General features: G+C 60.9%; 22 protein-coding genes. 17 read left to right on the top strand and 5 right to left on the bottom strand.

Annotation, left to right across the window (positions count from 1 at the left end):
- Positions 1-131: 131 nt before the first annotated feature.
- Together I6L37_RS12845 and tyrA are read left to right on the top strand one after the other, a co-directional pair.
- Positions 132-1,205: a 3-deoxy-7-phosphoheptulonate synthase gene (locus tag I6L37_RS12845; protein ID WP_216992032.1), complete on the top strand. Its 1,074-nt coding sequence runs from the start codon at positions 132-134 to the stop codon at positions 1,203-1,205.
- Between the two features lie 70 nt (positions 1,206-1,275).
- Positions 1,276-2,415, top strand: coding sequence for a bifunctional chorismate mutase/prephenate dehydrogenase (gene tyrA / locus I6L37_RS12840; protein ID WP_216992031.1), 1,140 nt, complete (start codon positions 1,276-1,278; stop codon positions 2,413-2,415).
- 496 nt (positions 2,416-2,911) lie between these two features.
- Here tyrA and I6L37_RS12835 read toward each other — a convergent pair whose 3' ends face one another.
- Positions 2,912-3,970 carry a porin gene (locus I6L37_RS12835; protein ID WP_216992030.1) on the bottom strand — a complete coding sequence of 353 codons (1,059 nt, stop codon included), beginning with the start codon at positions 3,968-3,970 and terminating at the stop codon, positions 2,912-2,914.
- 396 nt (positions 3,971-4,366) lie between these two features.
- On the opposite strand from I6L37_RS12835, the gene dinG reads away from it, so the two are divergent.
- The 3 genes from dinG (at position 4,367) to I6L37_RS12820 (ending at position 8,249) form a co-directional block, all read left to right on the top strand.
- On the top strand, positions 4,367-6,439 hold the full coding sequence (gene dinG, locus I6L37_RS12830; protein WP_216992029.1) for an ATP-dependent DNA helicase DinG: 2,073 nt from the start codon (positions 4,367-4,369) through the stop codon (positions 6,437-6,439).
- Positions 6,440-6,593: 154 nt separating this feature from the next.
- The gene (locus I6L37_RS12825; protein WP_216992028.1) at positions 6,594-7,253 is read left to right on the top strand and encodes a DUF2057 domain-containing protein; all 660 of its coding nucleotides are present in this window, start codon (positions 6,594-6,596) and stop codon (positions 7,251-7,253) included.
- Positions 7,254-7,352: 99 nt separating this feature from the next.
- Complete coding sequence (locus tag I6L37_RS12820) at positions 7,353-8,249, top strand: histone deacetylase (RefSeq protein WP_216992027.1); 897 nt, start codon at positions 7,353-7,355, stop codon at positions 8,247-8,249.
- A gap of 129 nt (positions 8,250-8,378) precedes the next feature.
- Here the strand turns inward: I6L37_RS12820 and I6L37_RS12815 are convergent, their stop codons facing one another.
- Together I6L37_RS12815 and ylqF are read right to left on the bottom strand one after the other, a co-directional pair.
- A complete protein-coding gene (locus tag I6L37_RS12815) occupies positions 8,379-9,527 on the bottom strand; it encodes an MFS transporter (protein WP_216992026.1) in 1,149 nt (382 codons plus the stop codon).
- Positions 9,528-9,818: 291 nt separating this feature from the next.
- Positions 9,819-10,769, bottom strand: a complete 951-nt coding sequence (gene ylqF, locus I6L37_RS12810) for a ribosome biogenesis GTPase YlqF (protein WP_010633500.1) — start codon at positions 10,767-10,769, stop codon at positions 9,819-9,821.
- 332 nt (positions 10,770-11,101) lie between these two features.
- Here ylqF and I6L37_RS12805 point away from each other — a divergent pair, with 332 nt between their 5' ends.
- From I6L37_RS12805 to I6L37_RS12755, 11 genes are all read left to right on the top strand, one after another.
- Positions 11,102-12,493, top strand: coding sequence for an alkaline phosphatase (locus I6L37_RS12805; protein ID WP_024942425.1), 1,392 nt, complete (start codon positions 11,102-11,104; stop codon positions 12,491-12,493).
- Between the two features lie 11 nt (positions 12,494-12,504).
- Positions 12,505-13,887 carry an alkaline phosphatase gene (locus I6L37_RS12800; protein ID WP_216992025.1) on the top strand — a complete coding sequence of 461 codons (1,383 nt, stop codon included), beginning with the start codon at positions 12,505-12,507 and terminating at the stop codon, positions 13,885-13,887.
- A gap of 53 nt (positions 13,888-13,940) precedes the next feature.
- Entirely contained in the window at positions 13,941-14,624 is a 684-nt protein-coding gene (locus I6L37_RS12795) for a hypothetical protein (protein ID WP_216992024.1), read from the top strand.
- 83 nt (positions 14,625-14,707) lie between these two features.
- Positions 14,708-15,448 (top strand): ABC transporter substrate-binding protein, encoded by a 741-nt coding sequence (locus I6L37_RS12790; protein ID WP_216992023.1) that lies wholly within the window; start codon positions 14,708-14,710, stop codon positions 15,446-15,448.
- Between the two features lie 227 nt (positions 15,449-15,675).
- Entirely contained in the window at positions 15,676-16,071 is a 396-nt protein-coding gene (gene rnk, locus I6L37_RS12785) for a nucleoside diphosphate kinase regulator (protein ID WP_026456481.1), read from the top strand.
- 180 nt (positions 16,072-16,251) lie between these two features.
- Positions 16,252-16,842, top strand: a complete 591-nt coding sequence (gene uhpA / locus I6L37_RS12780; RefSeq protein ID WP_042025474.1) for a transcriptional regulator UhpA — start codon at positions 16,252-16,254, stop codon at positions 16,840-16,842.
- A complete protein-coding gene (uhpB, locus tag I6L37_RS12775; RefSeq protein ID WP_216992022.1) occupies positions 16,839-18,359 on the top strand; it encodes a signal transduction histidine-protein kinase/phosphatase UhpB in 1,521 nt (506 codons plus the stop codon). The genes uhpA and uhpB overlap by 4 nt, the downstream gene beginning before the upstream one ends.
- Before the next feature lie 27 nt (positions 18,360-18,386).
- Positions 18,387-19,721, top strand: a complete 1,335-nt coding sequence (locus I6L37_RS12770) for an MFS transporter (protein WP_216992021.1) — start codon at positions 18,387-18,389, stop codon at positions 19,719-19,721.
- A gap of 392 nt (positions 19,722-20,113) precedes the next feature.
- Positions 20,114-20,914 carry a transporter substrate-binding domain-containing protein gene (locus I6L37_RS12765; protein WP_026457279.1) on the top strand — a complete coding sequence of 267 codons (801 nt, stop codon included), beginning with the start codon at positions 20,114-20,116 and terminating at the stop codon, positions 20,912-20,914.
- Between the two features lie 98 nt (positions 20,915-21,012).
- Positions 21,013-21,972: an amino acid ABC transporter permease gene (locus tag I6L37_RS12760; RefSeq protein WP_026457278.1), complete on the top strand. Its 960-nt coding sequence runs from the start codon at positions 21,013-21,015 to the stop codon at positions 21,970-21,972.
- Positions 21,973-22,061: 89 nt separating this feature from the next.
- Positions 22,062-22,805: an amino acid ABC transporter ATP-binding protein gene (locus I6L37_RS12755; protein ID WP_216992020.1), complete on the top strand. Its 744-nt coding sequence runs from the start codon at positions 22,062-22,064 to the stop codon at positions 22,803-22,805.
- 110 nt (positions 22,806-22,915) lie between these two features.
- Here I6L37_RS12755 and I6L37_RS12750 read toward each other — a convergent pair whose 3' ends face one another.
- Positions 22,916-23,707: an ABC transporter substrate-binding protein gene (locus tag I6L37_RS12750; protein ID WP_254203487.1), complete on the bottom strand. Its 792-nt coding sequence runs from the start codon at positions 23,705-23,707 to the stop codon at positions 22,916-22,918.
- 194 nt (positions 23,708-23,901) lie between these two features.
- Between I6L37_RS12750 and I6L37_RS12745 the strand changes: the two genes are divergently transcribed.
- Entirely contained in the window at positions 23,902-24,747 is an 846-nt protein-coding gene (locus I6L37_RS12745; RefSeq protein WP_216992019.1) for a sterol desaturase family protein, read from the top strand.
- A 57-nt stretch (positions 24,748-24,804) separates the two neighbouring features.
- Here the strand turns inward: I6L37_RS12745 and I6L37_RS12740 are convergent, their stop codons facing one another.
- Positions 24,805-25,347: a hypothetical protein gene (locus I6L37_RS12740; protein ID WP_216992018.1), complete on the bottom strand. Its 543-nt coding sequence runs from the start codon at positions 25,345-25,347 to the stop codon at positions 24,805-24,807.
- Positions 25,348-25,349: the final 2 nt, after the last annotated feature.

Raw genomic sequence — 25,349 nt, 5'->3', positions numbered from 1 at the left:
GTAACAAGAAGTGGACAGTGTAATTAAATATTCACACCTCTCTCTTGGTTTGCTGACGATGCGATGACGCATCACCCAGTGGCAACCCGGATCCAGAATCAATATGCGACACCCAGCAGAGAGAAGCCGCCATGCATCGAGATCCCCTGAACAACATCCATATCCAGTCCGAGCAAGTGATGATCACCCCGGCCCAACTCAAGGAGAAACTGCCCATCTCCGAGCGCGCGCTGGCCTTCGTGCAAGGTGCCCGCAACACCATCGCCGATATCATCCACCGTCGTGACCACCGTCTGTTGGTGATCTGCGGCCCCTGCTCCATCCACGACATGGACGCCGCCAAGGAGTACGCCACCCGGCTCAAGGCGCTCCATGATGCCTATCAGGATTCTCTCTACATTGTCATGCGGGTCTACTTTGAGAAGCCGCGTACTACGGTGGGCTGGAAGGGCTTTATCAATGACCCGAACCTGGACGGCACCTTCGACGTGGAGCTGGGGCTGCACCGGGCCCGCGAGTTGCTCTGCTGGCTCGCCGAGCTGGAGCTGCCGCTGGCAACCGAGGCGCTCGACCCCATCAGCCCGCAATACCTGGCGGAGCTCTTCTCCTGGTCGGCCATCGGTGCCCGCACAACAGAATCCCAGACCCACAGGGAGATGGCGTCCGGCCTCTCCATGCCGGTCGGCTTCAAGAACGGCACCGACGGCAACCTGGGCACCGCCATCAATGCATTGCAGGCGGCCTCCAGCCCCCACGCCTTCATGGGGATCAACCAGCAGGGCCAGGTCGCGCTGCTGCAGACCCAGGGCAACCCGGATGGCCACGTGATCCTGCGCGGCGGCAAGCACCCGAACTACGATTCGGTCAATGTGTCGCTGGCGGAAGAGGCGCTGGAAAAAGCGGGCCTGCTGCCCGGCCTGGTGGTGGATTGCAGCCACGGCAACTCCAGCAAGGATCACCGTCTGCAGCCCAAGGTAGCCGACAACGTCATCCACCAGATCCAGGAGGGCAACCGCTCCATCATCGGCATCATGCTCGAATCCAACCTGTTCGAGGGCAACCAGTCCAGCGAGCAGCCCAAGTGCGAGATGCGCTACGGGGTCTCCATCACCGATGCCTGCATCGACTGGGAGACCACGGACGCGCTGCTGGCCCGTTGCCACAGCCAGCTGGCGGCGCCACTCAAAGGCAGAACCGCCTCTTGAGTCGTGGTATCTTGTTGTAACCTATTGAATCACAGGGCGTCGCAGCCAGCGGCGCCGACAGGGACTGGATATGGCTGAAGAGTTGAATGCCCTCAGGGACAAGATAGATGCGGTAGACAAACAGCTGATCGATCTGCTGGCCGCCCGTCTCGCCCTGGTGGGGGAAGTGGGTGAGGTGAAGAGCCGGCACGGCCTGCCCATCTATGCCCCGGATCGGGAGGCGAGCATGCTGGCTCGCCGCCGAGCCGAGGCCGAGACACTGGGGGTGCCCGGCGATCTCATCGAAGACGTGCTGCGCCGGGTGATGCGCGAATCCTATATTCTGGAATCCGCCAGCGACAAGGAGCACCACTTCAAATGCATGAAGCCGGACCTTGGCAAGGTGGTCATCATCGGCGGTCAGGGCCAGCTTGGCCGTCTGTTTGGCAATCTGTTCAGCCTCTCTAGCTATCGGGTCGAGACCCTCGAGCAGGAAGACTGGCCGCGAGCTGACGAAATCCTCGCCGATGCGGGACTGGTGATGGTGGCGGTGCCCATCGACATCACCTGCCAGATCATCGACCGGCTCGGCAACCTGCCCGCCTGCTGCCTGCTGGTGGATGTCACCAGCGTGAAGGAGGCGCCGCTTGAACACATGCTGGCGGTGCACAAGGGGCCTGTGCTGGGACTGCACCCCATGTTCGGGCCGGATGTGGCGAGCCTCGCCAAGCAGGTGATCGTCTGCTGTCAGGGGCGCGACGCTGCCGCCAGCCAGTGGCTGCTGGATCAGATGACCATCTGGGGAGCACGGTTGCAGCAGGTAGAGGCCAAAGCCCACGACGAGGCCATGACCCTCATCCAGGCGCTGCGCCACTTTGCCACCTTCGCCTATGGCTGGCACCTCTCCCGCGAGCAGGCCAACATCGACCGTTTGCTGCATTTAAGCTCCCCCATATACCGGCTGGAGCTGGCCATGGTGGGACGGCTGTTTGCCCAGGATCCGCACCTCTATGCCGACATCATTTTGTCGTCACCGCAGAACCTCGCGATGATCCGCCGCTACTACCAGAACTTCGGCGAGGTGCTGGGGTTGCTGGAGCAAGGGGACAGGGCCGGCTTTATCGATGCCTTCAGCCAGGTATCCGGCTTCTTCGGCGAACATGCGCAGCAGTTCCTGAGGGAAAGCCGTACCCTGCTGGCCCAGGCCAACGACCGTCGTCACCACGGCTAAGCCCGGTTTGTCATCTTGCATACATAAAAAGAGGGAAGGCAGAGCCTTCCCTCTTTTATTGCTCCCGCCCAGTAATCCCAGCAGGCCCTCTTCCTGATAAGAACTTGTCAGTATTCCCAATCCTGCTTACCAGGCTTCTCCTCCTGCTGCCTGACCCCAATATCTGTAACCTAGCCCCTCACTCTGTCAGCTACAGCTTCTGTTTACACCAGCATGGGTAACTCTCACAGCCAATAACGAGACTCTTTAGTGGTCAACTAAATCCTGACAAGCTGAAGGCTTCTTTCGCGTGATGGGACAGGATAAGGAGACAACGGAAACCACTTTAGAAAACATCCAGGGGCATATCGGAATAAATGGTGAGGTCATCAGGGACAGGAATCAGAAGGGTTCTGGGCCGTATCGGGGTAGTAGAAATGAAAATGGCCAGACTGAACAGTCTGGCCATTCAAGCGTCGAGTCAAAGACTCAAGCTAGGACTTCATGCAAACACAACTTAGAAGTTGTACTGCAGAGCAACAGTCCACTCGTCGTCTTGCTTGTCGATGCCCTGGATCTTGTACTCGGTGTAGGCTTTCAACTTCGGAGTGAAGGCGTACTGAACACCCAGCAGGGTTTCGTCGATCAGGTCCTGATAGCTTGCACCGGCAGCTTGGGCATTGTCCTTGCCTTCTTTGAAGTTGTAGCCAGCCAGGAAGGTCCAAGCGTCTACGTTGTAGGAAGCAGCCAGTTCATAGCCACGGCCTTCGTCCTTCATGCCCAGAGTCTTATTCTTCACTTCACCATCAGTGTAAACACCGGCGAAGTAGAAGCCGTTGATGGCATAGTGTGCACCAACAGCCCACTCTTCTTTCTTACCAGTGTTGCCATTGGTTTTGTGTGCCAGGTCAGAATAAGCGTAACCTGCGTTGAAGCCCAGACCGAAGTCGAAGTCGTAACCGGCAGCAACTGCATAAGCATTCTTACGCTTAACATCCGGACCAAAAATCGGATCTGTTTTGATACTCTGTCTTACGTCAGTAACTTTAACAGCTTCTTCATCGTTGGTTTGATAAGAGACTTTGCCCTTGAAACCACCGAAGCTATTGGAGTAGATGATCTGGCCTTCTTGACGACCATCATAGAAGTTACCGTAGCTACCCCACTCATTGAAGATATCGGTGGCTTCCAGCACGTCGTAGAAAGCGGTGTCGGTCTGACCGAAGATGATCTGACCGTACTGGGAACCATCAAAACCCGCATAAATATGACGTGAGTTGAACTTGTTATCGGAGTTTTCAGCAGCCACTTGCCACTCGGTCTTGGCGATACCGGACCAGGTGTCGTTCAGCGCCACTTTACCGGACCAACCCAGACGGGAAGAACCGATCAACTCTGCAGAGCTGTTCTTGTCAGCGCCAGAGAGCGGGTTAGGGTTATCACTTTCACCGTAGTAGTTAGCCTGTACACGGCCGTATACGTCGAAAGTGGTACCGTCTTTGTCATAGATCACTGCGGCGTTAGCGGCGGATGCAAACAGAGCCGGAATGGCAATAGCCAGAATTGTCTTTTTCATAGTTTCCAATGCCTACTGTAATTAAACACTAAGTCGTTGTTATTCCCTGTGTTAGCGATGTACTTTGCATCACTATGGCGCCGAGACTAGCACCCAGATTTCTGAACCGCAATGAAAAAACTTGGAACTTTTTATGGAAATCATGGTCACCGAGGGAAAAATGTGAGCCAAGTCCCATATTGCCTACCCACGAAAGGAAAACGTTTACAACCCATTTTGCTGTATTTTTGGCCTTGAATAGCTTGTTTCACAGGCTATGTCGTTTAACTGCCTGATAAACCACCAAAGTGGTCTGATCTGCACGAAAAAGCCGTGATCATGGCCTCCATCTCGACCCCGACAGTGCGTTACAGGTATCCTACCTCTTTGATTGATTTCCTGACTGGCCTCTTCCTTATGTTGTCAACTCGCCTCAAAGCGACCATTCGCCATACCTATCGCCAGATTGCCGATGGATTACCCGGTTTCATGCCCCGCAAGGAGCAGAATTTCCTGGTGGCGGAAATCGCCAAGACTCTGACCGGAGAGTATGACAAGCAGCGCCGTATTCTGGTGGCCGAGGCGGGTACCGGTATCGGCAAATCTCTTTCCTATGCCCAGGGTGCTATCCCGGTGGCCCGTCTGACCCAGAAAAAACTGGTGATCTCTACCGCCACCGTGGCCTTGCAGGAACAGTTGATCCACAAGGACCTCCCTTTTTACCATCAACATAGCGAACTGCCGTTTCGTTTCATGTTGGTCAAGGGACGCCAGCGCTACTGCTGCGAACATCTGCTGGAGCAGGCGGCGAGTGGCAGCGAGATGGCCAACTTCGAATTCGACTTCACTGCGCTCAGCAAGCACAAACCGTCGGATGCAGACAAGGATCGCTACCAGGTCCTGTGGCAGGCCTATACCCATGGCAAATGGGACGGAGACAGGGACAACTGGCCCGATCCTATCCCGGACTCATGCTGGGATCGCATTGCCGCCGACCGCCATACCTGCAACAAGGCGCTCAGTCACCATCAACACTGTCCCTTTCATCGTGCCCGCAATGACATGGATACGGCTGACGTGCTGGTGGTCAACCACGCCTTGCTGCTTTCCGACCTCACCATGGGGGGCGGCATCATATTGCCGCCCCCAGACGAGTGTATCTATGTGCTGGATGAGGCCCATCATTTGCCCACCATCGCCCGGGATCACGGCGCCGCCAGTGCCAGCGTGAAAGGTTCACGCCGCTGGCTGGAAAAACTGGTGCAAAGCGCCGGCAAGCTGGGGCGAACCCTGAACAAGGAGAGCCTGCTCGACCCGCAACTGAAGTTGCAGGATGCCCTCGCCTCCATCCAGCCCGACTTGAAAGCCGTCGAGCAGTGGCTGGCTGCCAACGATCGGTTATTTGGCAGCGAGCCCCATTACCGCTTCAGTGACGGCATCTTGCCGGATCCTCTGCCCATGCTGGCGGAGAATCTGAAGGAGTCGAGCAAGAAGGCGCTGCGGGCACTGGATCGGCTGCAGGGCGCCATTGGCGAGGCCCTGAAGGATGGCGAGATCCGCCGCAAGGAGGCCGAACCTCTGTTGGCCGAGAGTGGTTTTCACCTGCAGCGGCTGGAAAACTTTTGCGCCCTGTGGGAGATGCTTAGCCGCCATACGCCAACAGGCAAGACTCCCCTCGCCCGCTGGATGGCCAGGAGCGAGGATGGCGATATCTGGCTGCATGCCTCCCCCATCGAGGTGGGCTACCTGCTGGAGGAGTGGCTCTGGTCCAAATGCCTGGGAGCCGTGCTGGTCTCTGCTACCCTCACCGCCCTCTCCTCCTTCAGCTATTTTCGCCATCAGGTGGGGCTCAAGGAGCATGACGGTACCCGCTATCTGCGCCTGCGATCCCCGTTTGATTACCAGAAAGCCGAGCTCTATTTGCCAAAGATGGCCCACGAGCCCAACTCCCCGGCCTTTACCCAGGAGTTGATCGATACCTTGCCACGCTTGCTGGCAGGCAAGGAGGCAAGCCTGGTGCTCTTCTCTTCCTACCGACAAATGAATGAAGTGGCGCAGGGTCTGCGGGCCAAGGGGCTGTCACTGCTGGTACAAGGAGAAGCCTCCCGCCACGCCCTGCTCACCCTGCACAGGCAAAAGTGCGACGGGGGACAAGCCAGCATACTATTTGGCACCGGCAGCTTCTCGGAAGGGCTGGATCTGCCGGGCCACTACCTCACCAACCTGGTGATCACCAAGCTCCCCTTCGCGGTCCCAAATTCACCTGTGGAAGAGGCCACGGCCGAGTGGGTCGAACAGCGGGGAGGCAACCCCTTCCTGCAGCTGACGGTGCCTGAAGCCTCTCGCAAACTGATCCAGGCCTGTGGTCGTCTGATCCGCAAGGAGGCGGATCGGGGGCGGGTCACCATCCTCGATCGTCGCCTGCTGACCAAGCGTTATGGCAAGGGGCTGCTGGATGCCCTCCCTCCGTTCAAGCGACGCATCGAGTAGACCAAGCCTCGATTGTTGACAAAAAAGCGGGTAACGGGACGAATGCCCCTCACTATAACGTGCAGTTGAAAGAGCAATTGCCGCCATGGGTCAAACCTGCAAGAATGAGCCCCTGTTTTCAGTGGGCAAACGCCTGACTGTTCAAGGAGATGAGATGAAACTGACTGTTCTGGTGCCAGCGCTGGCTGGTCTGTTATGGGCAGGTAGTGCCCTGGCCGATGCCCAATTGGAAGTCACCAACCCCTACGTGGTTCAACTGATCGATGGCCAGTCCATCAATCCCAAGCTGCTCGACAAGACCAACAGCTTCCCGCTCTCTGCCGGCAAGCACCAACTGGTGATCGCCTTTGAAGGCAACTACTCCAGCCGTAGTGATATCAAACTGGTCACCGCCGAGCCGCTGGTGATCAACTTTACCGCCGCCGACAACCAGCAGCTGATGCTGGATTACAAGAAGCCCCGCAACGAAACCGAAGCCAAGCAGTTCACCAAGGATCAGAAGGTGGTGCTGAAAGACAAGGCCAGTGGTCAAGTCGTTGCCAGCGAGCAGTTTGTGATGCCGAAAGTGGAAGGCTTCCAGCTGACCCGCGACTATCAGCAAGAGCTGATCAACATGGGCAAGGCATTCAACCAGCCCAAAACGGTAGCTGTCTCCACTGCCGCCGTGATGGCCGCCAACAGCGCACCGCTACAGGTGGCACCGAGCAAGGCCATGAGCAACCCGGAAGCCCTGACCCAGCTGCAAAACTGGTACAACAAGGCCGATGCAGAGACCCGCAAAGCCTTCCAGATCTGGGTTATCCAGCAGCAATAATCAATCTGTCCATCTCTATGATGGAGCAGCGACAAGGGGAGCCTGGCTCCCCTTTTTCATGACACAATTTCAGATAACTGCATCCACCCCATCGACCTTATGTCACTGCAGATCTTCTACCACCCTTTCTATTCCGCCCTGACGCTGCCCGAGCGACACCGCTTCCCCCTGGCCAAATACCAGGGTCTGTTTGAGCGACTCACCTCGGAGGGTTATCCTCTTGTCCGGGCACCTGCGGCAAGCACCGCGCAGATCTGCCGCATCCATGACAAGGATTATGTGGCGGCCGCCCTGGCCGGCCAACTGGATGATCGCGCCATCCGCCAGCTCGGTTTTCCCTGGTCACCCATGCTGATTGAACGTACCCAGCATTCGGTCGGTGCTACCATAGCCGCCAGTCATCATGCGCTGGCACAAGGCTGCGGCCTGCAGATCTCCGGTGGCTATCACCACGCCCACCGGGACTTTGGCAGCGGCTTTTGCCTGTTCAACGATCTGGTGATCGCCGCCCAGACCTGTCTGGACGAAGGGCGCTGCGAACAGGTATTGATCGTCGATCTCGATGTCCATCAAGGGGATGGCAGTGCCGCCCTGTGCCAGGATCGGCGCGACATCATCACCCTCTCCCTGCACGGGGAGCACAACTTTCCCCGCCACAAGTCCGCCTCCCACATGGATTTTCCCCTGCCAAGCGGCATGGAGGACGATGCCTACCTCACTACCCTGGCCCAGGCTCTCGACCTGGCGCTTCGTCTCTACGCACCGGATCTTATCCTCTATCAGGCCGGGGTGGACGTGCATCATGCCGACGAGCTTGGCTATCTCTCCTTGAGTGATGAGGGGGTGCGCCAGCGCGATGCCATGGTCTTTGACTGCGCACAACGGCACGGGCTGCCCATTGCCGCCGTACCGGGCGGCGGCTACCGCCGTGACTGGCAACAGCTGATCCCGCTGCATATGTCCTTGTTTGAAGAGGCGAACAGGCGCTACGGCTAGCCGTTGAGCTCTGCCTGGCCACCGTTGCAGACAACAAGAAGACGGCCCTAGGGCCGCCTCTACTTTATATGGCGTGCCATCCAGCCCCCTATCGGGAAGCGAGGATGGTGTCCTGCCGCCGACCACAGTTCAGGCGTGGGCCACCGGTGTCGAGTATTTCCCCATGGGGCGCAGCAACATCAGCAGATAGAGCAAGGCCACGCCGGCGATCATGATAAACAGCAGGTTGTCCGAAAGGTGCTGCATCAGGAGCGCGGTATAGGCCGGACCGAGCAGGCTGCCAATGGTGTAGCTCAGCAGCAGCGCCTGGTTCATGGCCACCAGCTGATGGTGCTCGACCTTCTCGCAGGCCCACGCCATGGCCACCGGATAGAGGGTAAACCCGGCGGCGCCCAGGATGAACAGCGCCGGCCCCATCGCCACGCCGCCTAGCATGGCCCCGCACCCCAGGATCACCACCAGCACCTGCACCCGCAGCACCGGCAGGCGGCCGAACCTGTCCGCCAGCCGGCCCACCGGCCACTGCCCCAGGATGCCGGCACTCACCATCACCGCCATCCAGTAACCAATGCCGGCATCGCTCACCCCCTGATGGTTCAGGTAGAGCGGCATCAGGCCGTAGAGGGAGCCCAGCACGATACCGGAGATGATGCAGCCGTCGACCCCGAGCCGTGCCTGACGCAGCCGCAACATGGACCAGATCCGGGTTGAGCCCTGCGCTTCGCTACGCTCACTGACGATGCGGGTGAACAACAGCGGCAGGATAGCCGCCAGGATCAGCCCACTCGCCCAGGGCAGTACCTCCATCAGGCCGGTCGGCAACTTGCTGACCAGCAGCTGCCCGAGCACGGTGCCCAGGTAGTAGACCATCATGTAGGCGGCCAGCAGGCGCCCCCGATTGTGCGCGTTGCCGCTGCACATCAGCGCGCTCTCCACCACCACCCAGATCATGGCGCAGCCGATACCGGCGAGGAATCGCCAGCCGAGCCAGCTCCAGAAATCAAGGGTAATGCCGAGCCCGACACAACCGGCGGCAAAGATGGCGGAGGCCAGGTAATAGCTTCGGTTGAAGCCGCAGCGCCTGATCAGGGTGCCCGCCAGCAGGGTGCCCAGCAGGTTGCCGCTGAAATAGGAGGAGCCGACCATGCCCACCTGCCAGGTCGGCAGCTGTTCATGGGCAAGCCAAAGCGGTACCAGGGTATTGAGCACCGCGATGGAGAGGGTCAGCAGCAACAGGCCACAGAGCAATAACAGCACTGGCCGGGTGTATGTGGTCATGGGTAAAACCGTGAGGAGAGTCAAAAATGCGAGCGCATCATGCCACCGCCAATGCCATTGTCAATCGGCACTGAAAGCAGGATCGCAAGGTTTTATCGAATGCTGCTGGTGCGGTGCTGCACTGCACTGTTTGGCGCCTAGCTTATCCCCTTGATTCACGGCCTCTTTGGCCATGATGACGGGCAGATGCCGGTTGCCTATCGGCCTCTTGGCCTCCCCCTCAATCCAGGACGCCATAACGAGAAGAGGCGACCCCGGGTCGCCTCTTCTTTATACCTGGCACAAGGCCGGTCAGCGCTGACGCTTCTTGGCGTACTTGCGGCGGGCCCGCGCCTGACGCTCCTCTTCCCGCTCCGCCTTCTCCTTGGCCTTCTGTTCGGCCTCGGCATCGGCCTCCACGATCTCGCTGCTCACCATCTGCGGGGTCTCCAGCGAGATGCGGCCCAGCAGGCCAGAGCGGAACTCGTTGACCAGGATCTCGGACGCCTTGTGCAGATCCGACAGCCCCCCCTTGCGCATGAAGCCGCGCTGACGAGCAATGAGATCCAGCAGTTCGATCTCGGTCTCGGGCAGCGCGTCAATCTGATAGCGCGCCTGGATCCGCTCCGGATAGGCCTTGAGGAAGTAGTCAGCGGCGAACATGGCGATGTCCGCATAGTCATAGACGGTGTCCTTGATGGCGGCCGTGATGGCCAGCCGATAACCGCAGGAGGGCGGGTTGAGTTTGGGCCACAAGAAGCCCGGGGTGTCGGTCAGGATGACGTTGTTGTCGAGCTTGATCCGCTGCTGGGACTTGGTCACCCCCGCCTCGTTGCCGGTGCGGGCGATGATGCGCCCCGCCAGGGTGTTGATCAGGGTCGATTTGCCCACGTTGGGAATGCCCATGATCATGGCGCGCACGCCGCGCAGCTCCAGATTGCGCTCCGGCAGCATCTCGTGGCAGAGGGTCAGCAGCTGCTTGATCTTCTCCGGCTCCTGCTGGGTCAGGGGCAATGCCTTGATCCCCTTCTCCTGTTCCATGTGGGCCACCCACAGCGCGGTGATCTCGGGGTCGGCGAGATCCGCCTTGTTGAGCACCTTGATCACCGGAGTATCGCCGCGCAGCTCGGGCACCAGCGGGTTTTCGCTGGAGAAGGGGATGCGGGCGTCGAGCATCTCTATGATGACATCGACCTGGGGCATGACCTCGGCAATCTCTTTGCGGGCCTTGTGCATGTGGCCGGGGAACCAGTTGATGGACATATCCGTTACTCTCATCTAGGGACTGCGGGCGCGGGCTTGCGGTGGCGCGAGCGGCGGGCGATGGCGGACGCAGGGCGTCGCAAGGGGGCGCATTTTACCTGCACCCGCCCCGATTTGACAGGCCATTCTAGCCGCCAGCCGGCAAACCGGCCAGATTTTCGCCAGCCCCCTCCCCTCGTCAGCTGATGTGACCGGCCCCGGCTATTGATAGATAAGTGATTGATACAACATAACATTCACGTAACACCTTCATCGGATTGTCATCCAGTTTCACTAAAAGTGTCATCTGCGACCTCTAGGCTGCGCTCAGGTTTTACAAGGAGCGAACCCCAATGAGAAAGATGGCAGGACTTGCATTGATGATCGGCGCCGCCCTGGCCGCCGGCTGCAACTCCAACAACGACAGCAGTGCGCCCGAGCCCGGTGCCAAGAACGTGATCTTCTTCCTCGGCGACGGCATGGGTCTCAACACCCTGACCGCCGCCCGCATCTACGGCGTCGGTGAAGAGGGCAGCCTCACCATCGATACCCTGCCGGAGACGGCCTTCATCAAGACCTTCTCCCACGACGCCCAGGTGACCGACTCGGCCCCCTCCATGTCCGCCTACATGACCGGGGTCAAGAGCAACAACGGTGTCATCAGCATGGACGGCGATGCCACCCAGGAGAACGACTGCAGCAAGAGCGCCGGCAAGCCGGTCACCACCTTGCTGGAGCTGGCCAAGGCCGCCGGCCGCGGCACCGGCGTGGTCACCACCACCCGGGTGACCCACGCCACCCCGGCCGCCACCTATGCCCACCTCTGCAACCGGGATCTGGAGGCGGACATCGCCGCCCAGCTGGTACCCGGCGGCGCCGGTTACAACAGCGCCCTTAAAGAGGGGGTGGACGTGGTACTCGGCGGCGGCAGCAGTTTCTTCTTGCCCAAGGCCGACAAGGGCAAGCGTGAGGATGGCCGCAACCTCATCGACGAGATGAAGGCCAAGGGCTATCAGTTTGCCGCAACCCTGGACGAGCTGAACCAGGCCGATGCGAGCAAGCCGCTGCTGGGGCTGTTTGGCTCAAGCCACATGAAATATGACCTGGACCGACCCGCCAGCGAGCCCTCCCTGACCCAGATGACCCTGGCCGCCATCAAGCAGCTCAAGGACAAGAAACAGGGCTACTTCCTGATGGTGGAAGGGGGTCGCATCGACCACGCCCTGCACGACACCAACGCCAAGCGTGCCCTGCAGGACACCCTCGCCTTCGACAACGCCATCAAGGCGACCATCGACGAGGTGAAGAAAACCGATCCCGAGCTGAAAAACACCCTGATCGTGGTCACCGCCGACCATGACCACACCTTGGTGCTGAACGGCTACGCCAAGCGGACCGGCAAGACCACCGCCGACAACCCAGGCGTACTCGGGCTGGTGAAGAACTACGAAACCGGCGAACCGAGCAAGGATGCCGACGGCATGCCCTACACCATCATCGGCTTTGGCAACGGCTACAACCGGGTGGATGGTCCGCGCAGCAGCGTGGCACCGCTGGACGACGCCACTGTCTCTGCCAACGACTATCACCAGGAGGTGGTGGTCAAGGTAGGCGAGATAGGCAACGAGACCCACGGCGGCACCGACGTCTTCCTCGGCGCCATCGGCCAGGGAGCAGAGAGCTTCCACGGCTCACTCGACAACACCGCCGTGTTCGGCAAGGTCAAGGCTGCGGCCGGGCTGTAAGGAGCATTCCCATGAAAAAAATCATGCAAAAAAACCTGGTCTGCACCGCCCTGCTGAGCGCACTGGGCACTCTCTCCCAGGCCCAGGCGGCCGATGCCAAGAATGTGATCCTCTTTATCGGTGATGGCATGGGCCCCACCGTCCTCACCGCCACCCGCCTCTACAAGGTGGGGGAAGAGGGCAATCTGGAGATAATGAAGCTGGCCCGCAGCGCCCGCATCAAGACCTTCTCCAACGACGCCCAGACCACCGATTCGGCCCCCTCCATGGCGGCCTACACCACAGGGGTCAAGATGAACAACGAGGTGATCGCCATGAGCAGCGACACCAAGGCCGTCGCGCCCGGCAAGGACGTCAACGGCAACAAGGGCATCAACAACTGCAGCAGCGATAACGGCAAGCCGGTGCCCACCATTCTTGAGCTGGCCAAGGCGGCCGGCAAGTCGGTGGGGGCCGTCACCACCACCGAGCTGACCCATGCCACCCCGGCTGCCACCTACTCCCACATCTGCCATCGGGATGCTGCCTACGCCATCGCCGAGCAGGCGGTACCTGGCGGCGCCGGCTTCAACACCGCGCTGGGGGATGGGGTCGACGTGCTGATGGGGGGCGGCGCCAACCACTGGACGCCCTACAACAGCACCAGCAACAAGGGCGGTCGCGCCGACGGGCGGGATCTCACCGCCGAGCTGACTGCCCAGGGCTACCACTACGTCACCACCAAAGAGGAGCTCTCTGGCGTCAACTCGGGCAAGGTACTTGGGCTGTTCAGCGCCAAGTCCCACCTCGACTACGAGCTGGACCGGGTCGCCAAGGGGGCGGCAAGCACCCAGCCGTCCCTGTCCGAGATGACCGCCAAGGCGATCGATCTGCTCAGCCAGAACAGTCAGGGTTACTTCCTGATGGTGGAAGGGGGACGTATCGACCACGCCCTGCACGGCACCAATGCCAAGCGCTCGCTCACCGATGCGGTGGCGCTGGACGAGGCGGTCAAGACGGCGCTGGGCAAGGTCGATTTGAACGATACCCTGATCGTGGTCACCGCCGATCATGACCACACCATGACCATCAACGGCTACGCCGCCAAGGGCAACCCTGTGCTGGATCTGGTCAAAAACGGCGACGGCTCGACCCAGAACGACGTGGATGGCAAGCCGTTCACCACCCTGGTGTTCGGCAACGGCCCCAACCGCGCCGACGTGCGCCCCACCCTCACCAGCGATCAGGTGATGGCGGACGACTACCTGCAGGAGACCGGGGTCAAGCTCGGCTCCGAGACCCACGGCGGCGGCGATGTGATGCTGTTTGCCGATGGTGCCGGCAGCCGTCGCTTCAAGGGGACGCTCGACAACACCGGGGTGTTCGGCAAGCTCAAGGAGGCGCTCGGCCTGTAAGCGGCAGGAGCCTGGACGCAACATCCGGGCCCCTTCCTCTCGAGCGAAACCACATGATGCGATTGTTACTTCCGTTGTGGCTGCTTGGCAGCACCCTCTCATTTTCGCTGTACGCCGCCGACATCCCCGACCTGGCCGCCCGGATCCACTATCAGGAGAGGGTCACCAGCAACGACGGCATCGCCAGACAGAGCGAATGGCGGGAAAACTGGCTGCGAGTCGGCAACCAGGTGTGGAGCCAGCGGCTCATTCCCCTGCCTCTGGCCCGCGCCTATCATGCCGCCCACGATGCCAACCCGGGTCACAAGCACTTTATTCACCAGATGGCGGCCCGCTGGGTGACGCGAACCAAAATGGGTGAGCTTGAGCTGCGCTACGCCGATGGCTGGCACAAACAGCTGGTGGAGGTGCCGGTGGAAGAGTATGGCCAGGTGGCCTTCAAGCCCGACTGGGCGCGCATTCGCCATCTGGTGGACCCAGCACTGCTGCAGACCATGACCCCGCTGGAGGATGCCGCCCCCGAGCAGGCCCGCTGGTATGAAAAGCGCGAGGGCAAGCAGCGCACCCGCATCCTCTGGTCGAGTCAGTGGCAGATCCCTCTGGTGGTGGAGTCCGCCAGCCTCGACGGCTACCGCAGCTACCGGATGGAGGTGACCCTGCGCAAACTGCCGAGCCAGTATCCCTGGCGGCAACTGGCGGATCACGAGGTGCGCGATCTGCGGGATTTCTTCGACTGAGATCCCATCCCTCCTTGCCGAGGGAACGTTTTCAAAGGCAGGAGTGTTACACTCGATTCATTCCCCCCTGGTTCACTCGATGAATGCGTACATCCTGCCTGTTCTTTACCGCCCTGCTGCTGATGCTGATCCCGTCAGCTGCCCAGGCCATCGTGCTGGTGGCGGCAGAACTTCCTCCTTATGTGATCCGTGCCAAGCAGGGCAACCCCAGCGGCATGATCATCGAAATCATGGAAGAGGCGGCCCGTCGCCTGGGGGAGCCGCTGACCGTGGAACTGATGCCACTGGCCCGCGCCCTCACCGAGACCAATCATCGCCAGGATGTCTTGTTCGTCCCCCCGGTGCGCAGCGCCCGGCGCGAACACCTCTATGACTGGATAGCCCCCCTGCTGGAGGAGGATTTCGTCATCGTTACGGATCGCCGTCATCACCCCGTCCCCCTCAAGGTTCGGGAACTGCCAGCCCTTCGGGTGGGCACCCTGCGCTACTCCTTTGGCGAGACGCTGCTCAGGCAGCGACTCAATCTCGCGAGTCAGACGGTCGCCACCGAGGTACTCAACGCCCACAAGCTCCATCGTGGCCGCATCAATGCCTGGGTCGCTGCCTGGGACACCATCCTCTACAACCAGCAGCTTGGCGGATATGACGAGGCCCGGCTGGTACGAGGGGAGACCCTGATGAGCACTTCCCTGTTCGTCGCCGCCAACAAGGCGTTTCCTGCCGAACAGAAGCGGCGCTGGCAGGCTACCCTGGCCCGGATGCGCGCAGACGGCAGCCTGGCACGGATCATCAAGCAGTACCACTATCAGGCGCCCGCTCGCTAATCCAATCCGGTTGCCAAGGGTGATCAGAATGGTTATGGTATCCACATGAAAATATTCGTTATTTCTCCCTGTTTGCTCACACCCTGTTAAGCCCCCGCCTCGCTCCTTCGGCCGCGAGTCGCCAGGGGGCATGGTGTTTCCCGTCTGTTTTTTTCAGCACTGACATCCGAATTTCGACCAGCTTGCCTGCCATCCTGGTCATTTAACCCATTGATAAGGAATATCCTATGAAACAACCCCATCTCGTCATCTCCAGCCTGGACCTGGATCGTATCGAACAGCTGCTCGGCAACCACCCCCAGCACCTGGCCCTGCAAGAGGAGCTGGATCGCGCCGAGATCCGCGAGCCGGCCGACATGCCGCCGGACGTGGTCACCATGAACAGCACGGTGCGCTTCAAGATGCAGAGCAGCGGCAACGAGTTTTGCCTCAATCTGGTCTATCCCCGCGATGCCAAAGGGGACGAGAGCAACATCTCGGTGCTGGCGCCGGTCGGCAGCGCCCTGCTGGGGCTGAAAGTCGGTGACAGCATCGCCTGGCCCGGCCCTGCCGGTCGCACCATTCAGGTGGAGATCCTCGAAGTGGTTTATCAGCCGGAGCGCGCAGGCGAGCTGCACCGCTGATCCCTCGGTGCGGGTCCGGGCAGCGCGACCCACCCGCACCAACTGATCCCGATCAAGCTTTGCGCCGACAGATAGGCGCTTTCCTCCTTTCACTCCCACTGCGGCTTGAGCCTGACCCGCCGGGCAGGTATCTTGTTGGCCGCGTCATGGTCATGACGCCCCGAATTTCAGGCTGACATCATGATTAAGATTGCCCTCATCGACGATCATCAGATCGTCCGATCCGGTTTTGCCCAACTGCTCAATCTGGAGCCCGATCTGCAGGTGGTCGCCGAATTCGGCTCCGCCAGCGACGCCCTGGCCGGTCTGCCCGGCAGCGGCGCCCGGGTCTGCGTCTGCGACATCTCCATGCCGGATCAATCCGGGCTGGAGCTGCTCAAGCAACTACCCTCAGGCCTCGCCGTGGTGATGCTGTCGGTGCACGACAGTCCGGCCCTCATCGAGCAGGCGCTGCAGAGCGGGGCCAAAGGGTTTCTCTCCAAACGCTGCAGCCCGGACGAGCTGATCGCCGCGGTGCGCACCGCCGCCCTGGGTGGCTGCTACCTCACTCCGGACATCGCCCAGAAGCTCGCCAGCAGCAGCCGGGATCCTCTCACCAACCGGGAGCGGGAGATAGCCCAGCTGCTGGCTCAGGGGCTGGAGGTGAAGAGCATCGCCGAGCGCCTCGGCCTCTCCCCCAAGACGGTGCACGTGCATCGCGCCAACCTGATGGACAAACTCAAGGTCAGCAACAACGTGGAGCTGGCCCACCGCATGCTGGACAGCTGGTGATCTCGCGTCTGGCCAGCTACGTCGCCATCACCCTGGCGGCCTGCTTCATCTTTGCTGCCGGCTGGTTTTGCCTGTGGAGCATCAGCCTGCACCTGGCGGGTGGCCCAGCCCTGGCAGTGCTGCTGTTCCCCTTTGGCCTGCGCCTCGGTTTGTTGCTGCAAAGCCCCACTGCCTACTGGCCGCCGCTCCTGCTGTGCGAAGGGGGGCTGCTCTACTGGCTCAACCTTGAGGTGGGGCTGCCCCACTGGCCCTGGCTGGTGACAGGCAGCCTGCTCACCTTGCTGCCGCTGCTCATCGCCCGCCGTCAGCAGGTGCGCAACGACTGGCAGCAACTGCTACTACTGCTGGCGACGGTCACCGCCGCGGCCCTGCTGCAATCCCTGCTCTGGCATCTGGCCGGGGAGGATGGCCTCTCCGCCCTGCTGCTCACCCTGACTGGCGGCCTGACCCTCACCTCCACCTGCATGCTGATCTGGCACTACCTGACCCGTGCCACCTGGGTGCCGCTGGGCCCTGCCCTGGTGGATCAGCCGGTGGATTGGCGCTTTCGCCACCTGATCTGGTATCTGCTGCTGTTCGTGCTGAGCCTCTGGCTGCAGCTGGGGCTACCCAACTCTCTGGTGCGCTTCACCCCGTTTTGTCTGGCCATTCCCATCATCGCCATGGCCTGGCGCTACGGCTGGCAGGGGGCTCTGCTCGCCACCCTGATGAACACCATCGCTCTGCTGGCGAGCCAGGCCTGGCACGATCATCCGCTGGACTTGCTGCTCTCCCTGCTGGCCCAGAGCCTCACCGGCCTGCTGCTCGGCGCCGGCATCCAGCGCCAGCGGGAGCTCAACCAGGCACTGACCCGCCAGCTTGCCCACAATCGCCAGCTCACCGAGCGGCTGCTGGAGACCGAGGAGAGCATCCGTAAAGAAGTGGCCCGCGAGCTGCACGACGACATCGGCCAGACCATCACCGCCATCCGCACCCAGGCGGGCATAGTGCGCCGACTGGCACCGGACAACGCCGGCGTGGGCCAGAGCAGCGCCCTCATCGAGACCTTGTCCCTCGGCATCTATGATGCGGTACGCGCCCTGCTCGGCCGGCTGCGCCCCCGCCAGCTCGACGATATGAGTCTGGAGCAGGCGGTGCGCGCCCTGCTAAGAGAATTGGAGCTGGATCGCCACGGCATCGTCACCCGGCTGGAGTGGCAGCTGCCCGACGCAGATCTCTCCGACGCCCAGCGGGTCACCCTGTTTCGGGTCTGTCAGGAGGGGCTCAACAACGTGGTGAAACACGCCAACGCCCACTCGGTCACCATTCGCGCCAGCCAAAATGGTGAGCTGCTGAAACTGGTGCTGGAGGACGACGGCCGCGGCCTGCCCCAGCCTAGCCCCACGCAGGGTTACGGCCTGCTCGGCATTCGCGAGCGAGTGCAGGCGCTGGGAGGCAGCCTGCAACTCTCCTGCACCCACGGCACCCAGCTCACTGTCAATCTGCCCAGCCGCAGGCGGGAGGAGGCCCATGATTAACCCCCGCGGTCACCGGAGCGCCGTCCCATGCTGAACTTTATGAAGAGTGCGCCGCCCCGGCCACCTCTGCGCGATCAGGCCGAGATTGACACCACCTATCGCCACTGGCGGCTGCACCTGCTGCTGACCATGTATCTGGGCTATGCGGTCTTCTACTTCACCCGCAAGAGCTTCAACTTCGCCATGCCGGACATGCTGGCAAACGGCATGCTGGACAAGGCCGACATCGGCATGATGTGGACCCTGTTCTACATCACCTACGGCTGCTCCAAGTTCTTCTCCGGCATCATCAGCGACCGGGCCAACCCGCGCTACTTCATGGGACTGGGGCTGATGGCGACCGGGGTCATCAATATCCTGTTCGGCCTCTCGTCGTCCCTTTGGCTGTTCGCCGCCCTCTGGGTCGCCAACGCCTTTTTCCAGGGCTGGGGCTGGCCCCCCTGCTCCAAGCTGCTCACCAGCTGGTATTCGCGCAGCGAACGCGGGGTCTGGTGGTCTGCGTGGAACACGGCCCACAACGTGGGCGGGGCCCTGATCCCGCTCATCGTCAGCACCCTGGCCCTGCAGCATGGCTGGCGCTACGGCATGATAGTGCCCGGCCTCATCGCCATCGTGGCCGGGCTGTTCCTCTGCTGGCGGCTGCGGGATACCCCGAGCGCCATGGGGCTGCCCACGGTGGGCGTGTGGCGCAACGATGCCATGGAGCTGGCCCAGCAGACTCAGGATGCGGGTCTCTCCCATCGCCAGATCCTGCGCAAGTATGTGCTGGGCAACCCTTACATCTGGCTGCTCGCCTGCTGCTACGTGCTGGTCTATGTGGTGCGCACCGCCATCAACGACTGGGGCAACCTCTATATGACGGAGCAGCGCGGCTTCGATCTGATGAGCGCCAACTCGGCCATCTCCATGTTCGAGGTGGGGGGCTTTATCGGCGCCCTGGTGGCGGGTTGGGGGTCGGACAAGCTGTTCAACGGCAATCGCGGCCCCATGAACCTCATCTTCGCGGTGGGGATACTGCTCTCGGTGGGGTCGCTGTGGCTGATGCCCTTCTTCAGCTATGTGATGCAGGCGGCCTGCTTCTTCACCATCGGCTTTTTCGTGTTCGGCCCCCAGATGCTGATCGGCATGGCGGCGGCGGAGTGTTCCCACAAGAATTCGGCGGGAGCGGCCACCGGTTTCGTCGGCCTGTTCGCCTACATGGGGGCGGCGCTCTCCGGCTATCCCCTGGCCAAGGTGATGGAGATCTGGCACTGGAACGGCTTCTTCGTGGTGATCTCGGTGGCCGCCGGGGTCTCGGCCTTGCTGCTCCTTCCCTTCCTCAAGGCCCAGGCCCCCAGAGTGGCGCAAGTCGACCTCCCCTGAATCTCGCACCGTGCCCGCCCTCCCATGCATGAATTCAATCGAGGCTCTCCATGATGATGGGGCGGTTCAATTGTCTCCTCTTTTGGCCTCAATGGCCCTCGAACACATTTTGCGCTTGAACCCACTCTATTAGATAGATATGTTGTTTTCGTGTGATTTTATGAGTGAAGCCATGAGCAAAAAATGCCTCTAACCTCTTGAGTCTTCTGACACAATTCGGTTTTGGTACATTTTTCACTCACTTCGTTATTCATAGCATCTCATATGGGGCTTTTGCTCCGCTCAAGACATTCATCCTGTCTTGCCTGTTGCCGGATGCAGCAGTCTCTTGTGCCACGGAGTCGCACGGGATCAGGTTCAAGGCCGAACACAACATCGACAGAGACGTCACTATGATCAAAAAACTGCTTCTTTCTACCCTGCTGTTTTGCGGGCTGGCCAGTGCGGCCCCGACCCCAGCCCCCACTTCTACCCTGGATGCCGTGCTGGAGCGCGGTGTGCTGCGAGTCGGCTTCGACGCCGGCTATCAGCCGTTCGAGATGACCAACAAGCAGGGCCAGTACATCGGCTTTGACGTGGATCTGGCCAAGATGGTTGCCAAGGAGATGGGCGTCAAGGTCGAGTTCGTCAACACCGCCTGGGATGGCATCATCCCGGCACTGCTGACCAACAAGTTCGACGTCATCATGGGCGGCATGACCGTCACCCCCCAGCGCAACCTGCGGGTCAACTTCGCCGATCCCTACATAGTCGTCGGCCAGACCATTGTCCTGCGCAAGGATAAAGCGGGCGAGATCAAATCGTTCCAGGATCTGAACGATCCCAAATACAAGATCGCGGTCAAGCTGGGCACCACTGGCGAGCAGGCGGTCAAGCGCCTGATCCCCAAAGCCACCCTGCTGCAGTTTGAAACCCAGGATGACGCCAAGCTGGAAGTGATCAACGGCAAGGTCGACGCCTTTGTCTACGACCTGCCCTACAACGCCATCTTCGCCTCCCAGAACCAGGGCGCCGTGGTGCATCTGGACAAGCCATTTACCTTCGAACCGCTGGCCTGGGCCATCCGCAAGGGGGATCAGGACACCCTCAACTGGTTCAACAACTACCTGCGCCAGATCAAGGGCGACGGCAGCTACGACCGCCTCTACAAGAAGTGGTTCGAATCCACTACCTGGCTGAACCAGCTGAAATAACCTCCCGGGGGGCGGCATGCCGCCCCCGCACCCCGCTCCTCCCCCAACAATAACGAGAAGAGGTTGTGACTGTGCACATCCCCAAACTGACAAGACAGATGGAAAAGCAGCCCAACCAGCTGCTCTGGCACGGCGTGTTTCTACTGATCGTGCTGGCAGCCATATTCGGCATCTACAAAGCGGTCCAGTCCATTGACTACACCTGGCGCTGGGAGCGTATTCCCCAATACATCGCCTATCAGGCGGAGCAGAAAAACTATGCCGAGTTTGACGGCACCGTGATTGCCGGTACCACCGAGGCCGACAAGGGCAAATTGTTCCTGCAAGATGATCTCGACCCCAACCAGCGCCAACCCATCGCCACCCGTGGCGCCCAGGTCGCCGAAGGGGATACCGTCTTTCGCGGCGACGCCCTCGACATTCAACTGAGCTGGACCGCCGGCCCCATCGCCTGGGGCGTCTGGGTCACGGTCAAGCTCTCCCTGGTGGCCGGGGTGTTCGCCATCCTGCTCGGCACCCTGGCCGGCTTGGCGCGGCTCTCCCCCAATCCGGCCCTGCGCAACCTGGCGGTTACCTATGTGGAACTCATTCGCGGCACCCCGCTGCTGGTGCAGATCTTCATCGTCTATTTTTTCATCGGTACCGTGCTGAACCTCGATCGCTTCACCGCCGGGGTAGCGGCGCTTGCCGTCTTTACCGGTGCCTATGTGGCAGAAATCGTGCGCGCCGGCATCAGCTCCATCCATAAAGGACAGATGGAGGCTGGCCGCAGCCTCGGGATGACTTCGGCCCAGACCATGCGTTACGTGATCCTGCCCCAGGCTTTCAAGCGTGTGCTGCCGCCCCTGGCTGGCCAGTTCATCAACCTCATCAAGGACTCGTCGCTGGTCTCGGTCATCTCCATCACGGATCTCACCAAGGCTGGGCGCGAAGTGGTGAGCTCCACCTTCAGTCCGTTCGAGGTGTGGTTCACCGTGGCCCTGCTCTATCTGGTGCTCACCGGCACCCTCTCTTTCCTGGTGCGTCGTCTGGAGGTGAAATATGCGCGCAGCAACTGATCCCATTATCCAGGCGCAACCGGTGTCGAGAAGTTCTGCCATCACCGACACACCCTGCCCCTTCCCAGTGTGTCGTCTGGAGGTACAACATGCGCGCAGCAACTGATCCCATTATCCAGGCGAGCGGCGTGGAGAAATTCTATGGCAGCGAGGTGCATGCCCTGAAGAACGTCAGCACCCAGGTGGCCGAAGGGGAAGTGGTGGTGATCGTGGGCCCCAGCGGCTCTGGCAAATCCACCTTCCTGCGCACCCTCAACCAGCTGGAGACCATCAACGATGGCCAGATCGTGGTCGACGGCATCAGCCTGACCGAGCCTGGCGACGTCAACAAGCTGCGGGAAGAGGTGGGCATGGTGTTTCAGTCCTTCAACCTCTTTCCCCATCTGAGCGTGCTGGACAACATCTGCCTCGCCCCGCAAAAGGTACGCGGGCTGTCCCGCAAGGATGCCGAGGACAGAGCCAAAAACCTGCTGCTGAAAGTAGGGCTCTCGAACAAGGCCCAGAGTTACCCCTCCCAGCTCTCGGGCGGCCAGCAGCAGCGGGTGGCCATCGCCCGGGCACTCGCCATGCAGCCGCGCATCATGCTGTTTGACGAGCCCACCAGTGCGCTGGACCCCGAAATGGTCGGCGAGGTGCTGGACGTGATGAAGGGGCTGGCCCGGGAAGGGATGACCATGGTGGTGGTGACCCACGAGATGGGTTTTGCCCGCGAGGTGGCCGACCGTGTGCTCTTCATGGAGAGCGGCGAACTGCTGGTGGACGAAAAACCGGGGGATTTCTTCGACAACCCTTCCTCTCCGCGGCTGCGCCAGTTCCTGAGCCAGGTGCTCTAACAAACCGGACAACCGGAGAAGAAAAAACAGAAAGAGGGGCCAGGCTGCCCCTCTTTGCCGTCCGGAACCTGGCCATTTTCCCGCTGAACCTATTTGCGCCGGTTACCAGTTCAGCGTGGAGACTTTCCCAGATATTTCTCGACGATGGCCCTGATCCCGTCCTGTTTCTTCAACTGGTAGAGCCCCTTGTCAAATTGCCCGGCAAAATCCTCCCTGAAGGGAAACGCCCCCTTGCGACTGTAGCCGAGAAACCCCTGCTCCCGACTGATCACGGGCCCCTGCTTGAGCCGCGACATATCGGCCACCGCCAGCTGGTTGTTCTGGATCATGCTGAGCAGTTCAAAGAGCAAAGAGAGGCGATCATTGACAGTACAATCCACCCGCCCCCGGACTATCTTGAGCAGATTTTCCCGATTACCCTTCACCTCTTCCACCTCTATCTTGCGCTCTTTCACCAATTGCCAGAAGGGGGGACTGCCGATGGCAAACCCTGCGTTGATGCCAAAACGAAGGCCCTGGTAATCGCCGGGGAAACGGGCCTGCGGGGTATTGACCGCCACGCCCTCGCCACACATCACCACCAGTTCCTCATCGAGCATCGGTTGCGAATAGGGCCAGATCCAGGGCCGGCTGTCCGACATGTAGTAGGGCGGGAAAATGGCGAAGGCCGCCCCTTGCTCTATCATGCTGAGGCCCCGTCGCCAGGGGACTGGCTTGATCACCACCTCGTACTCCTCCATGGAGGCGGTCACCTGGCGCACTATGTCGGCATAGATGCCCCTGACTTCCTCTCCCTCCTGCCAGGAGTAGGGCGGATAACTGGCATCGGCCAGGATCTCGACCCGGGTCTTGGCCTGAGCCAGCAGGCAGACCCCCATCAACAAACAGCACCACAGCCGCATCGTCTGCTACTCCAGAGGTAGAAAGCTCCACCAAGCATAGTCACTGCGCCGGACCGTCAGGGACGCCATCCCTCATTGCTGGCGAGTTGGCGCCACTTGCCGATCTAGCCGTGCGGATAACAGGACAAATTGTTAATGAAAGATGACATCCATCCTTTATGCTGGAGAGCAATTGCTCTGGATGGATGCCCGACATGGATGTGCAACTGCTCTTGCTCTACCTCTCCCCTGTCTTTGTGGCCTTTATCGGCTGGGAGATGCTCTATCTGCGACGCCATGGCGCCGCTTTTCCCACCGCGACCTACCAGTGGCGGGATCTCCTCGCCAACGCCACCCTGGCCCTGATGCACCAGGGGAGCGACGCCCTGGCAGCCATCGCCATCGCTTACCTGTATGACGCCCTGTGGGGATGGCGGCTGCTGGACATAGAGCTCAACGCCTGGAGCCTCTTGCTGCTGTTTTTGCTGCAGGATTTCTGCTATTGGCTGTTCCACTTCGCCAGCCACCATGTGCGCTGGTTGTGGGCCTCCCACGTGGTGCACCACAGCTCGGAGCGGCTCAACCTCTCCACCGCCTTCCGACAGAGCCTGATGTATCCAGTCTCCGGCATGTGGCTGTTCTGGATCCCCATGATCCTCATCGGCTTTCCGCCCGAGGCCGTGGTCGCCACCGTACTCTTGAGCCTGGGTTTTCAGTTCTTCGTCCACACCCAGGTGGTGGGCAAGCTTGGCCGCCTTGAGTGGGTCTTCAATACGCCCTCCCACCACAGGGTGCACCACGCCAGCAACGCCAAATACATAGACCGCAACTTCGCCGGTGTGCTCATCATCTGGGACAGGCTGTTTGGCACCTTCGTCGAGGAAGACCCCGCCGAGTCGTGCCGCTTTGGTATCACCAAGCCCATCCACAGTTTCAACCCGCTCACTCTCACCTTTCACGAGTGGCGCGACATGCTGCGGGACGCCCGTGGCCTGCCCTGGCGTGCCAGGCTCAAGGTGCTGTTTGGCAAGCCGGCGGGGCCGGCCTCTTCCGACCGTTGACGACAAAAAACAAGGCCACCCTAAGGTGGCCTTGTTGCAACATGACGTTCGGACGACTCAACGCCCTGCCAGTATCCGCTTGGTCTGCTTGACCCAGTCGGAGACCCTTCCCTGCTGGGGCAACCCCTGCCAGATCTGCTCCCACTGGGCAGGACTGAGAGGGCGACCCAGGCGACGCTGCACCCCGGCGTAGAGGTAATCGTGGGCCGTGGTGCGGGCCTGGGCCGAGGTGAGGAACTTGGCGACCGGATCGGTCAGACGCACATCCCGCATGCCGAGCAGCGGATAGTCGTTGTGCACCGCCGCCAGCATGGTCTCGCGCATGGCCGACTCGATATAGCCGCGGGCAAACAGGGCGGTCACCGACTCCAGAGATCCCTGATCCGGGCCGTGATACTCCTCATCAAAGATGGGGCTCGGCTCGACCATGGCGCTTTGCACCACGGCATCGGGATCCGGCTGCGGCACCACCACGGCAGCCTTGGGGGCGGCGGGCCTGGTGGCCACAGCTGCCTTTTGCGGCGCGCTCTGGCTACAGGCACCCAGTGTCAGGGCGAGCGCCACACAGGCCAGCGCACGGGAATGAGACTGCATCTTCATGA

Source organism: Aeromonas sp. FDAARGOS 1407 (assembly GCF_019048725.1).
In the GTDB taxonomy this organism is placed as follows: domain Bacteria; phylum Pseudomonadota; class Gammaproteobacteria; order Enterobacterales; family Aeromonadaceae; genus Aeromonas; species Aeromonas enteropelogenes.
Note: the sequence above shows the minus strand (reverse complement) of the source record. Positions and strands in the feature narration are given on the sequence as shown.

Excerpts from the sequence above, each read along its gene's own strand:
- I6L37_RS12845 (WP_216992032.1), top strand. The coding sequence starts at position 132 with ATGCATCGAGATCCCCTGAACAACATCCATATCCAGTCCGAGCAAGTG.
- tyrA (WP_216992031.1), top strand. The coding sequence starts at position 1,276 with ATGGCTGAAGAGTTGAATGCCCTCAGGGACAAGATAGATGCGGTAGAC.
- I6L37_RS12835 (WP_216992030.1), bottom strand. The coding sequence starts at position 3,970 with ATGAAAAAGACAATTCTGGCTATTGCCATTCCGGCTCTGTTTGCATCC.
- dinG (WP_216992029.1), top strand. The coding sequence starts at position 4,367 with ATGTTGTCAACTCGCCTCAAAGCGACCATTCGCCATACCTATCGCCAG.
- I6L37_RS12825 (WP_216992028.1), top strand. The coding sequence starts at position 6,594 with ATGAAACTGACTGTTCTGGTGCCAGCGCTGGCTGGTCTGTTATGGGCA.
- I6L37_RS12820 (WP_216992027.1), top strand. The coding sequence starts at position 7,353 with ATGTCACTGCAGATCTTCTACCACCCTTTCTATTCCGCCCTGACGCTG.
- I6L37_RS12815 (WP_216992026.1), bottom strand. The coding sequence starts at position 9,527 with ATGACCACATACACCCGGCCAGTGCTGTTATTGCTCTGTGGCCTGTTG.
- ylqF (WP_010633500.1), bottom strand. The coding sequence starts at position 10,769 with ATGTCCATCAACTGGTTCCCCGGCCACATGCACAAGGCCCGCAAAGAG.
- I6L37_RS12805 (WP_024942425.1), top strand. The coding sequence starts at position 11,102 with ATGAGAAAGATGGCAGGACTTGCATTGATGATCGGCGCCGCCCTGGCC.
- I6L37_RS12800 (WP_216992025.1), top strand. The coding sequence starts at position 12,505 with ATGAAAAAAATCATGCAAAAAAACCTGGTCTGCACCGCCCTGCTGAGC.
- I6L37_RS12795 (WP_216992024.1), top strand. The coding sequence starts at position 13,941 with ATGATGCGATTGTTACTTCCGTTGTGGCTGCTTGGCAGCACCCTCTCA.
- I6L37_RS12790 (WP_216992023.1), top strand. The coding sequence starts at position 14,708 with ATGCGTACATCCTGCCTGTTCTTTACCGCCCTGCTGCTGATGCTGATC.
- rnk (WP_026456481.1), top strand. The coding sequence starts at position 15,676 with ATGAAACAACCCCATCTCGTCATCTCCAGCCTGGACCTGGATCGTATC.
- uhpA (WP_042025474.1), top strand. The coding sequence starts at position 16,252 with ATGATTAAGATTGCCCTCATCGACGATCATCAGATCGTCCGATCCGGT.
- I6L37_RS12770 (WP_216992021.1), top strand. The coding sequence starts at position 18,387 with ATGCTGAACTTTATGAAGAGTGCGCCGCCCCGGCCACCTCTGCGCGAT.
- I6L37_RS12765 (WP_026457279.1), top strand. The coding sequence starts at position 20,114 with ATGATCAAAAAACTGCTTCTTTCTACCCTGCTGTTTTGCGGGCTGGCC.
- I6L37_RS12760 (WP_026457278.1), top strand. The coding sequence starts at position 21,013 with ATGGAAAAGCAGCCCAACCAGCTGCTCTGGCACGGCGTGTTTCTACTG.
- I6L37_RS12755 (WP_216992020.1), top strand. The coding sequence starts at position 22,062 with ATGCGCGCAGCAACTGATCCCATTATCCAGGCGAGCGGCGTGGAGAAA.
- I6L37_RS12750 (WP_254203487.1), bottom strand. The coding sequence starts at position 23,707 with ATGCGGCTGTGGTGCTGTTTGTTGATGGGGGTCTGCCTGCTGGCTCAG.
- I6L37_RS12745 (WP_216992019.1), top strand. The coding sequence starts at position 23,902 with ATGGATGTGCAACTGCTCTTGCTCTACCTCTCCCCTGTCTTTGTGGCC.
- I6L37_RS12740 (WP_216992018.1), bottom strand. The coding sequence starts at position 25,347 with ATGAAGATGCAGTCTCATTCCCGTGCGCTGGCCTGTGTGGCGCTCGCC.